This is a genomic window from Streptomyces sp. NPDC005752, from assembly GCF_040630715.1.
GTDB lineage: Bacteria > Actinomycetota > Actinomycetes > Streptomycetales > Streptomycetaceae > Streptomyces.
The window spans coordinates 125,998-139,589 of record NZ_JBEXYB010000014.1; the positions used below are offsets into that span (position 1 = coordinate 125,998).

A 13,592-nucleotide genomic window follows, 5' to 3' on the forward strand; every position below is an offset into this window, starting at 1 on the left:
TCGGGGGAAGGCGGTGGGTGGGGTGTGGGCGGTCGTGCGTTCACCCGCGGACCCTAACGGACGGCCTCCAGCACCTCGGCCGCTCCGAGCGCGTCCGCGATCTCCACCAGCGCGTCGGTACGCAGGGTCAACAGGACCTTCTCGGACAGACCGAGGTCGGTGAGGACTCCGACTTCACCGAGCGGCCCCGCCGGTACGGCGTCGGGGTCGTGGTCCGGATCGGGTTCGCCGGCATCGGTGTCGGTGCCGTCCCTGGGGCCCTCGTCCGGATCGCCGTCCTCCGTACCGTCGAGGCCGACGAGCTCCTCGAGTGCGGCGATCTCGTCCTCGGCCCCCGGTTCGCGGCCGAGCAGTTCATCGGTGAGCAGGATCTCCCCGTACGAGGAGCGGGCGGCGGCGGACGCGTCCGAGACGTAGATACGGGGGTCCTCCTCACCGTCCACCCGGACGACGCCGAACCAGGCGCCCTCCTGCTCGATGTAGACGATGACCGTGTCCTCGTCCACCGAGGCCTCACGGGCCAGATCCGTCAGGTCGGACAGGGTTTCCACATCGTCGAGCTCCGTGTCGCTCGCTTCCCACCCGTCTTCGGTGCGCGCGAGCAGTGCGGCGAAGTACACCGTGACTCTCCCACTGGTCTTAGGCGAATCGGTCCGACGGGAGGGCAGACGTTCATCCGGCTGCTCTGGGCCCCGCCCAATCGGCATCGTGGCAGAAACGAGAGCGCTGCGAGACCTCTTCGGCCGTTGCGTCGGCATCAGTTACCCGAGTGCGTGTCCGCCGATGGTGTTCTTACGGCCCCTGCGGAGGCCCTGCCGACCGCCCCGAGAACCGCCTCACCAGCGGAACGTACGCATCCGCATCTGTTGGCGCATACGGGCTGCGCGGGCGCGGCGCGGCTGGACCCGGTCCCGCAACTGCTTCGCCTCGTGGAGCTCGCGGAGGAATTGAGCCCTGCGCCTCCGGCGCGCCGCGTCACTCTCCTGCGTGTCGGGCACGCTCTCCTGAGCGTCGGGCAGGCCGCGTACGTCGCGTCCGGCCTGCCGCTGACTCCGCTGCTCACCGTCGGGCAATCGTCACACCACCCCAAGCCTGGGTCCGTATCCCCCACCTTCCCCCCGAACTGGTGACTGATGCCAGTGCGGACCGGCGGGAAGCCCGTCCGGGGCCCGGTTACTGTTGACGGCATGCGGATCCACGTCGTCGACCACCCGCTGGTCGCGCACAAACTCACCACGCTGCGCGACAAGCGCACCGACTCCCCGACCTTCCGGCGGCTCGCCGACGAGCTGGTCACGCTCCTCGCATACGAGGCCACCAGGGATGTGCGGACCGAGCAGGTCGACATCGAGACCCCGGTGACGCCCACGACCGGTGTGAAGCTGTCGTACCCGCGCCCCCTGGTCGTCCCGATCCTGCGCGCCGGTCTCGGCATGCTGGACGGCATGGTGCGGCTGCTCCCGACCGCCGAGGTCGGCTTCCTCGGCATGATCCGCAACGAGGAGACGCTTCAGGCGGAGACGTACGCCACGCGTATGCCCGAGGACCTCTCCGGCCGTCAGGTCTACGTCCTGGACCCGATGCTGGCCACGGGCGGCACGCTCGTCGCGGCCATCCGGGAGCTGATCAAGCGCGGGGCGGACGATGTCACCGCTGTCGTGCTCCTCGCCGCGCCCGAGGGCGTCGAGGTGATGGAGCGCGAACTCGCCGGCACGCCGGTCACGGTGGTCACGGCCTCGGTCGACGAGCGGCTCAACGAGAACGGCTACATCGTGCCGGGGCTCGGCGACGCCGGTGACCGGATGTACGGCACCGCCGACTGACCTGGCGAGTTCAGCAGGAGGACGGGGCCGGGGACGGCTTCGTCAGGGCGTCAAGCGCCGATGCGGCCGCCGCGGGGGTGCTGAACGCCTTGAACTTCGTACCGATGATCAGATCGACGTCCGCCGTCCTGCGGGCGTCGGTCTTCTGCGCGGCCCCCGGCAGCTGTGTGCCGAGCACCGGGAACGAGCCGTTCATGGCCTTCGGGCCGCCGAGCAGCATCCCGGTGCCGGGCACCTTCTTGTCGTACGCGGCCGGGGCGTTGTCCACCTTGCCGATGGCGAAGCCGCGCTTCTTGAGTTCGTCCGCGGCGGCCTTGGCCAGTCCGCTGCGAGGCGTGGCGTTGTAGATGTTGACCTTGATGGCCGCCGGTTTCGGCAATGCCTTCGCCGCCGTCGTCGCGGTCGGCGTGGGGCAGGCCTTCGGGCGGTCGGCCGCGTTGGCCTGTCCGTCGCCGCCCGTGAAGACGTCGACGATCTGGAGCGTGCCCCAACCGGCCAGCCCGAGGGCCACCACGGCGGCCGCGGCCGAGAGGGCCAGTTTGCGGCGATGACGGGGGCGGCGCATGCGGGGGTAGGTGTTACCCGTGATGCGGTACTTTCCGCCCATGCCGGGAGGGGTCAGCATGCTCATGGGCGCAGCGTAGTGCGACCTGGTGATGATGCCTACTAAACGATCAACCTATGGCACCCGTACGAGCATAAAAGCACCCGAAAGGCCCGAAATACTCCACGGGTGGGAGTGGCGGGCGCTCAGCCCATCTCGAGCACGCGGGCGTGCAGCACCTGACGCTGCTGCAGCGCGGCGCGCACGGCGCGGTGCAGTCCGTCCTCGAGGTAGAGGTCGCCCTGCCACTTGACGACGTGGGCGAACAGGTCGCCGTAGAACGTGGAGTCCTCGGCGAGCAGGGTTTCGAGGTCCAGCTGTCCCTTGGTGGTCACCAGCTGGTCCAGGCGGACCGGACGCGGCGCCACATCCGCCCACTGTCGGGTGCTTTCCCGGCCGTGGTCGGGATATGGCCGCCCATTTCCGATGCGCTTGAAGATCACACGGAAAGCCTACCGGGCAAGGGCCTCCGGGCGCAGCCAGGGAACAGGACTGCCGTGTCGTTCGAAACGCTGCAGAAGCCGTGAAGTGCCGCCGGTCCGGCATGTGCGCGGGAACGTGTCCGTGAGGTCGCCCCGGTGGCTGCGTGATGACAGGGCGATGTCCGGGCGGTGGCGGTCCCGTGACGCCCGGTGCGCCGCCGCGCGGGCGGGGGGCGTGGCTCGACGCCCGCGCCGGCGCGGCGGCGGCGCGCTACTCGGTGACGCCGTGCGCGTGACCCTCCCGCAGGCCGCCGCTGCGGCGCTCGCCGGTGTCGGACGCGGCAGGGACCGGGCGTGTCAGGGAGCCCAGGTCATGGGCGTAGGTGCCCACCGCATGGGCGATCACATCGATGTTGGTGTCGAAGTGCCCCATGTCGACGTTGTCCAGGTCGTCGCAGGCTGCGTGGTAGCAGGGGTCGTAGGCGACACCGGCCGTACCGCCGTACGTCTCGGCCTGCGCGGCCGTCTTGATGCCCTCCGCGCCCGTGTCGGTGCCGCCTGCCGGGATGCCGGCCTCGATGAACGGCCCGTAGTCGGAGCGCCCGTTGAAGTCCGTGCCGGTGTGCGGCTTGTCCTCTCGGTCCAGGAACGCGTTTATGTCGTGCTCCAGTTGGGCCGAGCCCTCGGGGCCCGGGCCCTCACCGACGCCGTCGGAGTCGTCGCCGTCGAAGACGAACTGCGCGCCGTTGGGGGATGCGATCATGTCGAAGTTGAGGTAGAGCGCCGTCTTCCCGCGCTGTGCCTCGGAGAGTTTCGCGACGTACGCCTCGGAGCCCAGCAGGCCGTTCTCCTCGGCCGACCACCAGGCGAAGCGCACCTTGTTGGTGGGGCTGCGGTGGGTCTTCGCGAGTTCCAGGGCGACTTCGAGGAGGCCGGCCGATCCGGAGGCGTTGTCGTTGATACCCGGGCCGTCGGAGACCGAGTCGAGGTGTGCGCCGAGCATGACCGTCTTCGCCGCGTTCCCTCCGCGGGTCTCGGCCACGACGTTGCGGGTGGTGCGATCCTCCTGGAGCTCACGGACCTCGAAGGCGACCTTCACCTCGCCCTCGGCCAGGTCTGCGACGAGCTTCTCGCCCTCGGCCAGGGTGAGTCCGCCGGTGGGGATCTTCCCCGATGCGACGTCGCCCAGGGTCCCGGAGAGGACCCCCTCGGTGTTGTTGTAGACCACCGCGCCCGCGGCGCCGGCCACGGACGCCGCGGCCTGCTTCTCGGCGAACGAGCAGCCGCCCCGCTTGATGAGGGCGATCGCACCGGTGAAATCGGCCGAGGCGTAGTCGGCGGCCTCGCAGCCGGTGGTGTCGTCGGCGGGGACGGCGACGAGAGCCGCGGTGATCCCGCCCTCCGGGGTGGAGGGGGTGTAGGTCATCGCCTTGATGCCGACGTCGCGGGGCGTGGGGGAGACCACGGAGAGTTTCTCGGCGAGGGTCTCGGTGTAGACGAAGTCGAAGGTCTGGTAGTCGACGCGGTAACCGGCCTTGAGGAGCAGCCGGTGGACGTAGGCGGCGGAGGCGTCGTGGCCGGGCGAGCCGGCGGCGCGGTGGCCGTCCGCCGCGTCCGCTATCGCCTGGAAGCGCTCCAGGTGCCGGAACGCGTCCTTGGCGGACGAGCGGTCGACCAGCTTCCGCGCGAGCTCGGCGGCATTCTTCGACGGGTCGTGCGGGGAGTGTCCGTGGTGCGGGGACGCGGCGAGGAGGAGCGGTGCGGCCAGGGCGGTGGCGGCCACAACAGCCATGGCTCTGCGACGTGTTGCGTGCACAGGAGTCCTTCCGGTCTGAACGGATGTGCAGGAAAGCTAGCGAGCCCACCGCCGTCTGTGAACAGCTGAGGCCGTTCCTGATCGTCCGCGTGGCCTGTCGCTGATCGTGCGGGTGCAGGTTCCTGGCGATCCGCCGGGTTCGTCCGTGATCATGTGGACCGCCTCGCCGCCTTGGCCGCCGCCTTCGCCTGCTGCTTGTACGCCCGGACCTCGGCGAGCGAGTCGGGCCCGGTGATGTCGGCCACCGAGCGGTGCGAGTCCTGTTCCCCGTACGCCCCGGCGGCCTCCCGCCAGCCGGCCGGGCGTACGTCGAACTGCTTGCCCAGCAGGGCCAGGAAGATCTGCGCCTTCTGGGTGCCGAATCCGGGCAGCGCGTCGAGCCGTTCCAGCAGCTCCGCCCCGGTGGAGGCGTCCTCCCAGACGGCTTCGGCGCGCCCGTCGTACTCGGCCACCAGGTACTGGCAGAGCTGCTGCACCCGCTTTCCCATGGAGCCCGGGTAGCGGTGCAGGGCGGGCTTCTCGGTGAACAGGCCGGTGAAGGCCTCCGGGTCGTACGCGGCGATCTCACGGGCGTCCAGGTCGTCCGATCCCAGGCGCTGAGCCAGCGTGAACGGGCCGGTGAACGCCCATTCCATCGGGACCTGCTGGTCCAGCAGCATGCCGACGAGGGCGGCCAGCGGGCTGCGGGCCAGCAGCGCGTCCGCGGCGGGCTCCTGGGCGATCCGCAGGCTGCGGGCCTTGCCGTTCCCACTCTTGGTCATGTAACCGATGATCGCGAGAGTGCCCGGGATCGGCGACTCGGTGAGCCGGTGCGGTGCCCCCGCCTATCCGGCGGGCGGCGGCGGCAGCCGGGCGGCCCGCATCCGCAGATAGTGGGCCTCCGGTGCGCTGAGCGTGTGGTCCGCCGCCCGCAGGTAGGCGGAGCGTGCCGGCCCGGTGTCCCCGGCCTCGTCCAGCAGATGGGCTCGTACGGCATCCAGCCGGTGGTGGCCCGCCAGCCGGTCCTCCAGGGCCGTCACGGCGTCCAGCCCGGCCCGGGGGCCCTCCACCATGGCGAGAGCCACCGCCCGGCCGAGTTCCGCCATCGGGTCCGGCCCGCGACGCACGAGCAGGTCGTACAGGGCGAGGATCTGCGGCCAGTCGGTGTCCTCGGCGCGGGCCGCCTCGTCGTGCAGCGCGGCGATGGCCGCCTGCAGCTGGTACGCCCCGGCGGGGCCCTGGGACAGGGCCTCCTCCACCAGGGCCGTGCCCTCGCCGATCGTCGCCCCGTCCCAGAGGGCACGGTCCTGCTCGTCGAGCGGGACCAGTTCGCCGTGCGGTCCGCTGCGGGCGGCGCTGCGCGCCTCGGTGAGCAGCATCAGGGCCAGCAGCCCGGTCACCCGGCCGTCCCGGGGCAGCAGTCCGCGCACGGCACGGGTCAGCCGGATCGCCTCCCGGGCCAGGTCGGCGCGGTGCAGCTCGCTGCCGGACGTCGCGGTGTAGCCCTCGTTGAAGATCAGGTAGAGCACCTGCAGCACCGCGGCAAGCCGGCTGTCGCGGTCGTCGGGGCCCGGCTGCCGGAACGGCACACCGCGCACCTTCTGCTTGGCCCGGCTGATCCTCTGCCCCATCGTCGCCTCGGGCACCAGATGGGCCCGGGCGATCTCGGCCGTCGTCAGACCGCCGACGGCCCGGAGGGTCAGCGCGATCTGCGCGGCGGGGGACAGCTCGGGGTGGCAGCAGAGGAAGAGCAGGGTGAGTGTGTCGTCGGCGGCCGGTGCGCGGCTCTCCCCGGGCGGCGGGGCCGTGAACGCGTCACGGGGGGTGAGGGCGGCGGCCCTCTCCTCACGGCGCTGCCGTGCGGTGTCCCTGCGCAGCTGGTCCGTCAGCCGTCTGGAGGCGGTCCGGATGAGCCAGCCGCGCGGATTGTCCGGGAGCCCTTCGGCCGGCCACTGCCGGTAGGCGGCGATCAGCGCCTCCTGCACGGCGTCCTCCGCCGTGTCGAAGTGGCCGTAGCGGCGTACGAGCGCGCCGAGGACCTGCGGCGCGTGGTGGCGCAGCAGATCCTCGATCGCGGTCGGTCCGCCGTTCACACGTCCCCTCTCACCTGTGCCCCGAGGAGGACCCGCGTCCTACTCGGCGGCGCCCACGGGCTCGCAGTCGCCGTCGTCGATCGGCCGGATCAGCACCGGGTAGACGGGGGCGCCCTCGGGCTGCGGACACCGGGCGACGCGCGCGGCGATCTCGGTGACCCTCTCCAGACTCTCGCAGTCGAGCACCCAGTACCCGGCGAGCTGTTCCTTCGTCTCCCCGTACGGGCCGTCCGTGATCACGGGCCGGCCGTCGGAGCCCGGCAGCACCGCGCGGGTCCTGGCGGGCTCGACCAGGCCGTTGGCGTCGACCATCTCGCCGGACTCGGCCAGGTCGTTGTTGATGCTCTCCATGAAGGCGAACATCTCCTGCATGTCCTTCTTGCTCCAGACCGGGCTCCCGTCGGACGACTCGCCGCCCATGGCCGCGTAGTCGGCCTGCGAACCCTGGACCATCACGAGGTACTTCATGGTTTCGCTCCTCGGCTCTCGCTCGCCGCCCCTCGCGGGCGACTTCCACAGGGGACGTCGAAGCCCGCGGCCGGTTCTCGACACCACGCGGGAGGATTTCCGAAATCACTCCGCCGCGCAGGCCGGGAAACGGCACCCGTAGAGTTCGGCTGCGTTGTCCGACCGACCCCGAGGTGCCGACCGTGTCCCCCGCATCACCCCTGCCCGCCGTCCCGGCGCCCGTGAGCGTCGTGGGGATCGGTGCCGACGGCTGGGCGGGCCTGGCGGAGACCGCGCGCGCGGTGCTCCTGGACGCTGAGGTCCTGATCGGTGGTGAGCGCCAGCTGGGGCTGCTCCCGCCGGAGTGCGGGGGGCGGCGCGTGTCCTGGCCGTCACCTCTGCGGCCCGCCGTGCGCGGTCTGCTCGCCGGCCACGCGGGGAGCAGGACCGCTGTGCTGGCCAGCGGCGACCCCATGTTCTACGGCATCGGCCGGGCCCTCACCGAGGAGCTGGGTGCCGGGGCGCTCCGCGTGCTGCCGCACCCGTCCTCGGTGTCGTACGCGTGTGCCCGGCTCGGCTGGCCCGTGGAGGACACCGGGACCGTCACCCTCGTCGGCCGTCCCACGGCCCGGCTGGCGGGGGCGCTGCACGACGGGCGTCGGTTGCTGGTGCTGTCCGCGGACGCCACCACACCCGCCGCAGTGGCCGTCCTGCTGCGGGAGCACGGCTTCGGACCCAGCCGGATGCGGGTGCTCGAACAGCTCGGCGGCACGGACGAGGACTGCCTGGACGGCACCGCCGACACCTGGGCGCATCAGCCCGGGGATCCGCTCAACATCATCGCGGTGGACTGCCGGAGCACCCCGGACGCCTTGCGCCTGGGTGCCGTACCCGGGCTGCCCGACGAGGCGTACGAACACGACGGCCAGCTCACCAAGCGCCATGTCCGGGCGGCCACGCTCGGTGTGCTCGCACCCGCCCCGGGCGAGTTTCTGTGGGACGTCGGCGGCGGTTCCGGTTCGATCGCGGCGGAGTGGATGCGGACCCACCCGTCCTGCCGCGCCGTCACCGTGGAACGCGATCCCGAACGGGCACGCCGTATCGCCCGCAACGCGGACCGGCTCGGCGTCCCCGGGCTGCGTGTGGTCACCGGCCGCGCGCCGGACGCCCTGGCCGGACTGCCCGTGCCGGACGCCGTGTTCATCGGCGGAGGGCTCACCGCTCCGGGGCTGCTCGACACCTGCTGGGACGTGCTGCCCCAGGGCGGCCGGCTGGTCGCCAACACGGTGACGCTGGAGTCGGAGGCGCTGCTCGCCGAGTGGTACCGGCGGCTCGGCGGTGACCTGGTCCGCCTCGCGGTGGCCCACGCCGTGCCCGTCGGCGGGTTCACCGGCTGGCGGCAGGCCATGCCGGTCACCCAGTGGTCCGTACAGAAAATCTCGCACGCTCCAGGAGACGACAGATGACCGTGTACTTCATCGGCGCGGGCCCCGGGGCCGCCGACCTGATCACGGTGCGCGGCGCCCGTGTGCTCGCCGCCAGTCCGGTGTGCCTGTACGCGGGCAGCCTGGTCCCGCGTGAACTGCTCGCCGAATGCCCGCCGGACGCCCGGCTCGTGGACACGGCCCTGCTCGACATCGATCAGATCACCGCCGAGCTGGTGCGGGCCCACGGGGAGGGCCACGACGTGGCCCGGCTGCACTCGGGCGACCCGTCGGTCTTCAGCGCGGTGAACGAGCAGATGCGACGGCTCGACGAGGCGGGCGTGCCCTACAAAGTGGTGCCCGGGGTACCCGCGTTCGCCGCGGCCGCCGCGGCGCTCAAGCGGGAGCTGACGGTGCCCACCGTCGGCCAGACCGTGATCCTCACCCGGGTCGCCCAGCGGGCCACGGCGATGCCCGAGGGCGAGGACCTGGCCACGCTGGGCCGCAGCGGCGCCCTGATCGTGCTCCACCTCGCCGCCCGGTACGTCGACCGGGTGGTCGGCGAGCTGCTGCCGCACTACGGGGCCGACTGCCCCGCCGCCGTGGTCGCCATGGCCTCGCGCCCGGACGAGATCATCCTGCGCGGCACCCTGGACTCCATCGCTGAGCAGGTGAAGGCTGCCGGAGTGATCCGGACAGCGGTCATCATGGTCGGCCGGACCCTGGGTGCGGAGCAGTTCCGCGACAGCCACCTGTACTCCCCGGAGCGGGACCGCCACACCTGCTGACGGGCGGGGGCGGGACGGACGTGCCGTCCCGCCTTCCGCTCAGCGCGCCTCGCTGCGCCCCACGACGGCGCCCGCCCGGTCGATGCAGATGACGTCCACCGCGACCTGAGCTTCCCGGAGCACCGACAGCGCCTGGTCCCGGGCCGCGACCGCCACGAGGTCGCCCAGCGGCACGCCTGCCGCCATGCACGACTGCAGTGCCGCGAGGCCGGTGTTGGCGACCTCGATCTCAGCCGCCAGTGCTTCGCTCGCGCCCCCCTGACGTGCCAGCCGCGCCAGGAACGGCTTGTCGACCTGGGAGCGGCCCGAGTGCAGGTCGAGATGCCCGGCGGCCAGCTTGGACAGCTTGGCGAACCCGCCGCAGATGGTCAGCCGCTCCACCGGATGCCGGCGCACGTACTTCAGGACCGCGCCTGCGAAGTCACCCATGTCCAGCAGGGCGATCTCCGGCAGCCCGTACTCGGCCACCACCGTCTTCTCCGAGGTGGAGCCGGTGCACCCCGCGACATGCCGGTGCCCGGCTGCCCGGGCCACGTCCACCCCGCGGCGGATCGAGTCGATCCAGGCCGAGCAGGAGTAGGGCACCACGATGCCGGTGGTGCCCAGGATCGAGATTCCGCCCAGGATGCCGAGACGAATGTTCCACGTGAAACGTGCGATCTCCTCGCCGTCGTCCACCGAGACCGTGATCTCGACGTCGCCGGTGCCGCCGTGCTCCGCCGCCACCCGCGCGACGTGGTCCCGCATCATCTGACGGGGGACGGGGTTGATCGCGGGCTCCCCGACCTCGAGGGGCAGCCCCGGAAGGGTCACGGTCCCCACGCCGGGCCCCGCTCGGAACACCACCCCGGACCCGGCGGGCAGCAGCCGTACGGTGGACCGCACCAGGGCGCCGTGGGTGACGTCCGGATCGTCGCCCGCGTCCTTCACCACGCCTGCCGTGGCCTGCCCGTCGCCGAGCTCCTCCACGGCCAGGGCGAAGGCGGGCGTCCGGCCCTTGGGCAGGGTGATGGTCACCGGGTCGGGGAACTCGCCGGTCAGCAGCGCCGTGTACGCGGCCGTGGTCGCCGCCGTCGCACAGGCCCCGGTCGTCCATCCCGGCCGCAGACCGGTGTGCTTGAGTTGGGCGGCGCGCCCGCCCTGCGCCTCACTGCTCATGGATGGACCGATCGGATGCCCCTGCACGTACTCGTCCTCGGCGGCACGACGGAGGCCCGCCGGCTGGCGGAGTCCCTGGTGGCCGCGGGCGGGTTCCGGGTGACCAGCTCGCTCGCCGGTCGCGTCGCCCGGCCGAAGCTCCCGCCCGGCGAGGTGCGCGTCGGCGGCTTCGGCGGAGCCGAGGGCATGGCCGAGTGGCTCCGCGCACACCCTGTGGATGCGGTCATCGACGCCACCCATCCCTTCGCCGCAACGATCAGTTTCAACGCGGCCACGGCCGCCTCCGCTGTCCATGTTCCCCTGCTGGCCCTCCGGCGGCCCGGCTGGGTGCCCGCCGAGGGCGACCGGTGGCACCTCACCGACTCTCTCGCGGGCGCGGCGGCGCTGCTGCCGGAGCTGGGGTCGCGCGTCTTCCTGACCACCGGGCGCATGGGCCTGGCGGCGTTCGCCGCACTGGACGCGCAGTGGTTCCTGATGCGCTCGGTGGACGCCCCCGAGGCCCCGCATCCGGCGCGGATGGAGGTCCTGCTGGACCGGGGGCCGTTCTCCCTGGAGGGAGAACGGGAGCTGATCCGGATCCATCGCATCGATGTCCTCGTCACGAAGGACAGCGGCGGTGACGCGACCGCCCCCAAGCTCACGGCCGCCCGCGAGGCCGGGATCCCCGTGGTCGTGGTCGGACGGCCGCCGGTCCCTCCGGGCGTGCCCGTGGCCGGTACGCCGGAAGAGGCCCTCGCACTGCTGCGGGACCTCCCGGGCCGGTGATCCGCCGGTCGTGCCACCGGCCGACGTTCTGCCCCGCCTCCGGCACCGGGATGGTCCCGGCACCGGAGGCGGGGCCGTCAGTCCTCCGGGTAGCGGCGCGGTGTCCAGACGATCTGCTGTCCGTCGCCCCTGCGCACCCACCGGGTCTGCGAGGACCCGACGATGAGGATCGTCCGCATGTCCACCTCGGCGGGGTCCAGATCGGCCAGCCGCACCGTCCGCACACTCTCCGCCGGGCCACCGACATCGCGGCCGAGCACCACGGGGGTGTCCGGGGAACGGTGCTCCAGCAGCAGGTCACGCGCCTTGCCGACCTGCCATGTCCGGCTGCGGGAGCCCGGGTTGTACAGCGCCATCACCAGGTCGGCGGTGGCCGCGGCGCGCAGCCGCCCGGCGATGACCTCCCACGGCTTGAGGCGGTCGGAGAGCGAGATGGTGGCGTAGTCGTGGCCCAGCGGCGCACCGGCTCTCGCGGCGGCGGCGTTGGCCGCGGTCACCCCGGGGAGCACCCGCACCGCGATGTCCTCGTAGGAGTCCTGCGAGGCCACTTCCAGTACGGCTGTCGCCATCGCGAAGACCCCGGGATCACCTCCGGACACCACGGCCACCCGGCGCCCCCGGCGGGCCAGGTCGAGGGCGAACTCGGCGCGCTCCGACTCGACCTTGTTGTCCGAGCCGTGGCGCTGCTGGCCCGGTCGGACCGGCACCCTGTCCAGATACGTCGTGTAGCCGACCACGTCGTCGGCGGCGGCGAGCGCCCCGCGTGTCTCGGGCGTCAGCCACAGCGGTCCGGCCGGACCCGTGCCGACCACGACGACCTCGCCGGAGCCCGCTGACGGTGAGGGCCGGGGGGCGTCGATCCGGCTGGGCAGCACGGCGACCGCGAAGTACGGCACCGAGTCGGCGTCCGTGTCCGCCAGGTCCCCTGTGCGCTCCCCGGCCATCGTGGCCCGCTCCACGTACCGCGCCTCGGGCAGCCGCCCGGACGCCTCGAACGCGCGGCGCACGGCGGGGAACGTCCGGCCCAGCTTCATCACCACGGCGGAGTCCGTGGCCGCCAGACGCGCGGTCAGTTCCTCCTCCGGCAAGGTGCCCGGCAGGATCGTCAGCACCTCCTCGGCCTCGACGAGCGGGGTGCCGAGACGGGCGGCGGCGGCGCTGACCGAGGTGACGCCGGGGATGACCTCGGTGTCGTAACGGTCCGCGAGCCGCTTGTGCATGTGCTGGTACGAGCCGTAGAAGAGCGGGTCGCCCTCCGCCAGCACGGCGACGGTGCGCCCCGCGTCGAGGTGGACCGCGAGACGGGCCGCGGCCTCGGCGTAGAACTCGTCCAACGCGCCCCGGTATCCGCCCGGGTGGTCCGTCGACTCCGTCGTGACGGGGTAGACGAGCGCCTCCTCGATGTGGTCGGCGCGGATGTACTGCGCCGCGATCGAGCGGGCGATGGAGCGCCCGTGCCGGGCGGAGTGGTACGCGACGACATCGGCCTCGCCGATGATCTGCACCGCCCGCACGGTCATCAGGGCCGGGTCGCCCGGGCCGAGCCCGACGCCGTACAGCCGTCCGGTGCTGCCCGTTCCGTCGCCCGCCCGGTGCTGCTCGCTCACGGTCACTCCTCCTCGCTGGCGATCGCGTTGAGGGCTGCGGCGGCGATGGCACTGCCGCCGCGCCTGCCCCGTACGACGAGGTGCTCCAGCCCGGACGGATGAGCGGCCAGGGCCTCCTTGGACTCGGCGGCCCCGATGAAGCCCACGGGCACACCGATGACGGCGGCAGGACGCGGGGCGCCCTCCTCGATCATCTCCAGCAGCCGGAAGAGCGCGGTGGGCGCGTTGCCGACGGCGACGACCGCGCCCTCCATCCGGTCCCGCCACAGCTCCAGGGCGGCCGCGCTGCGGGTGGTGCCCAGTTCCGCGGCCAGTCCGGGAACGGCCGGGTCGGACAGGGTGCAGATCACCTCGTTGTCCGCGGGCAGCCGCTTGCGGGTGACACCGCTGGCGACCATGGCCACGTCGCACAGGATCGGCGCACCGGAGCGAAGGGCCGCACGGGCGTCGGCCACCGCGTTCGGCGAGAAGGCGAGGTCACGTACGAGGTCGACCATGCCGCAGGCGTGGATCATGCGGACGGCGACCTGGCTCACGTCGGCGGGCAGCCCTGCCAGATCCGCCTCCGCGCGGATGGTGGCGAAGGACTGGCGGTAGATCGCCGGTCCGTCCTTCTCGTACTGGTGCACAGTGCTGTCGCTTTCTTTCTTCAGGCGTGCTGCGGGT

At 72.5% G+C, this 13,592-nt stretch carries 15 protein-coding genes; 4 read left to right on the plus strand and 11 right to left on the minus strand.

The features are described from left to right. Positions 1-53: 53 nt before the first annotated feature. The gene (locus tag ABZ441_RS14530) at positions 54-620 is read right to left on the minus strand and encodes a hypothetical protein (protein ID WP_358972730.1); all 567 of its coding nucleotides are present in this window, start codon (positions 618-620) and stop codon (positions 54-56) included. A gap of 216 nt (positions 621-836) precedes the next feature. Further along, positions 837-1,019: a hypothetical protein gene (locus tag ABZ441_RS14535; RefSeq protein ID WP_239580000.1), complete on the minus strand. Its 183-nt coding sequence runs from the start codon at positions 1,017-1,019 to the stop codon at positions 837-839. Positions 1,020-1,187: 168 nt separating this feature from the next. Here ABZ441_RS14535 and upp point away from each other — a divergent pair, with 168 nt between their 5' ends. After that, the gene (gene upp / locus ABZ441_RS14540) at positions 1,188-1,823 is read left to right on the plus strand and encodes a uracil phosphoribosyltransferase (protein ID WP_031097280.1); all 636 of its coding nucleotides are present in this window, start codon (positions 1,188-1,190) and stop codon (positions 1,821-1,823) included. Positions 1,824-1,833: 10 nt separating this feature from the next. On the opposite strand, the gene ABZ441_RS14545 is transcribed toward upp, so the two are convergent. From ABZ441_RS14545 to ABZ441_RS14570, 6 genes are all read right to left on the minus strand, one after another. Beyond that, positions 1,834-2,430 (minus strand): LytR C-terminal domain-containing protein, encoded by a 597-nt coding sequence (locus ABZ441_RS14545; RefSeq protein ID WP_358972859.1) that lies wholly within the window; start codon positions 2,428-2,430, stop codon positions 1,834-1,836. A gap of 143 nt (positions 2,431-2,573) precedes the next feature. Beyond that, positions 2,574-2,870 carry a type II toxin-antitoxin system VapB family antitoxin gene (locus ABZ441_RS14550; protein ID WP_014155093.1) on the minus strand — a complete coding sequence of 99 codons (297 nt, stop codon included), beginning with the start codon at positions 2,868-2,870 and terminating at the stop codon, positions 2,574-2,576. Between the two features lie 250 nt (positions 2,871-3,120). Beyond that, on the minus strand, positions 3,121-4,641 hold the full coding sequence (locus ABZ441_RS14555) for a M20/M25/M40 family metallo-hydrolase (protein WP_358972735.1): 1,521 nt from the start codon (positions 4,639-4,641) through the stop codon (positions 3,121-3,123). A gap of 173 nt (positions 4,642-4,814) precedes the next feature. Further along, positions 4,815-5,426 (minus strand): HhH-GPD-type base excision DNA repair protein, encoded by a 612-nt coding sequence (locus ABZ441_RS14560; protein ID WP_358972738.1) that lies wholly within the window; start codon positions 5,424-5,426, stop codon positions 4,815-4,817. A 63-nt stretch (positions 5,427-5,489) separates the two neighbouring features. Continuing rightward, on the minus strand, positions 5,490-6,737 hold the full coding sequence (locus ABZ441_RS14565) for a sigma-70 family RNA polymerase sigma factor (RefSeq protein WP_358972741.1): 1,248 nt from the start codon (positions 6,735-6,737) through the stop codon (positions 5,490-5,492). 39 nt (positions 6,738-6,776) lie between these two features. Then, positions 6,777-7,205: a YciI family protein gene (locus ABZ441_RS14570; protein ID WP_358972744.1), complete on the minus strand. Its 429-nt coding sequence runs from the start codon at positions 7,203-7,205 to the stop codon at positions 6,777-6,779. Between the two features lie 182 nt (positions 7,206-7,387). On the opposite strand from ABZ441_RS14570, the gene cbiE reads away from it, so the two are divergent. Together cbiE and cobM are read left to right on the plus strand one after the other, a co-directional pair. Next, entirely contained in the window at positions 7,388-8,650 is a 1,263-nt protein-coding gene (cbiE, locus tag ABZ441_RS14575) for a precorrin-6y C5,15-methyltransferase (decarboxylating) subunit CbiE (RefSeq protein WP_358972747.1), read from the plus strand. Further along, entirely contained in the window at positions 8,647-9,396 is a 750-nt protein-coding gene (gene cobM, locus ABZ441_RS14580) for a precorrin-4 C(11)-methyltransferase (RefSeq protein ID WP_358972750.1), read from the plus strand. Before cbiE ends, cobM begins: the two co-directional genes overlap by 4 nt. A 39-nt stretch (positions 9,397-9,435) precedes the next feature. Here the strand turns inward: cobM and ABZ441_RS14585 are convergent, their stop codons facing one another. Next, positions 9,436-10,554, minus strand: coding sequence for a cobalt-precorrin-5B (C(1))-methyltransferase (locus tag ABZ441_RS14585; protein ID WP_358972753.1), 1,119 nt, complete (start codon positions 10,552-10,554; stop codon positions 9,436-9,438). 15 nt (positions 10,555-10,569) lie between these two features. On the opposite strand from ABZ441_RS14585, the gene ABZ441_RS14590 reads away from it, so the two are divergent. Then, on the plus strand, positions 10,570-11,319 hold the full coding sequence (locus tag ABZ441_RS14590) for a cobalt-precorrin-6A reductase (protein WP_358972756.1): 750 nt from the start codon (positions 10,570-10,572) through the stop codon (positions 11,317-11,319). 77 nt (positions 11,320-11,396) lie between these two features. Here ABZ441_RS14590 and cobJ read toward each other — a convergent pair whose 3' ends face one another. Together cobJ and ABZ441_RS14600 are read right to left on the minus strand one after the other, a co-directional pair. After that, positions 11,397-12,932 carry a precorrin-3B C(17)-methyltransferase gene (gene cobJ, locus ABZ441_RS14595; protein WP_358972759.1) on the minus strand — a complete coding sequence of 512 codons (1,536 nt, stop codon included), beginning with the start codon at positions 12,930-12,932 and terminating at the stop codon, positions 11,397-11,399. Continuing rightward, positions 12,929-13,555, minus strand: coding sequence for a precorrin-8X methylmutase (locus ABZ441_RS14600; RefSeq protein ID WP_205019232.1), 627 nt, complete (start codon positions 13,553-13,555; stop codon positions 12,929-12,931). Before ABZ441_RS14600 ends, cobJ begins: the two co-directional genes overlap by 4 nt. Positions 13,556-13,592: the final 37 nt, after the last annotated feature.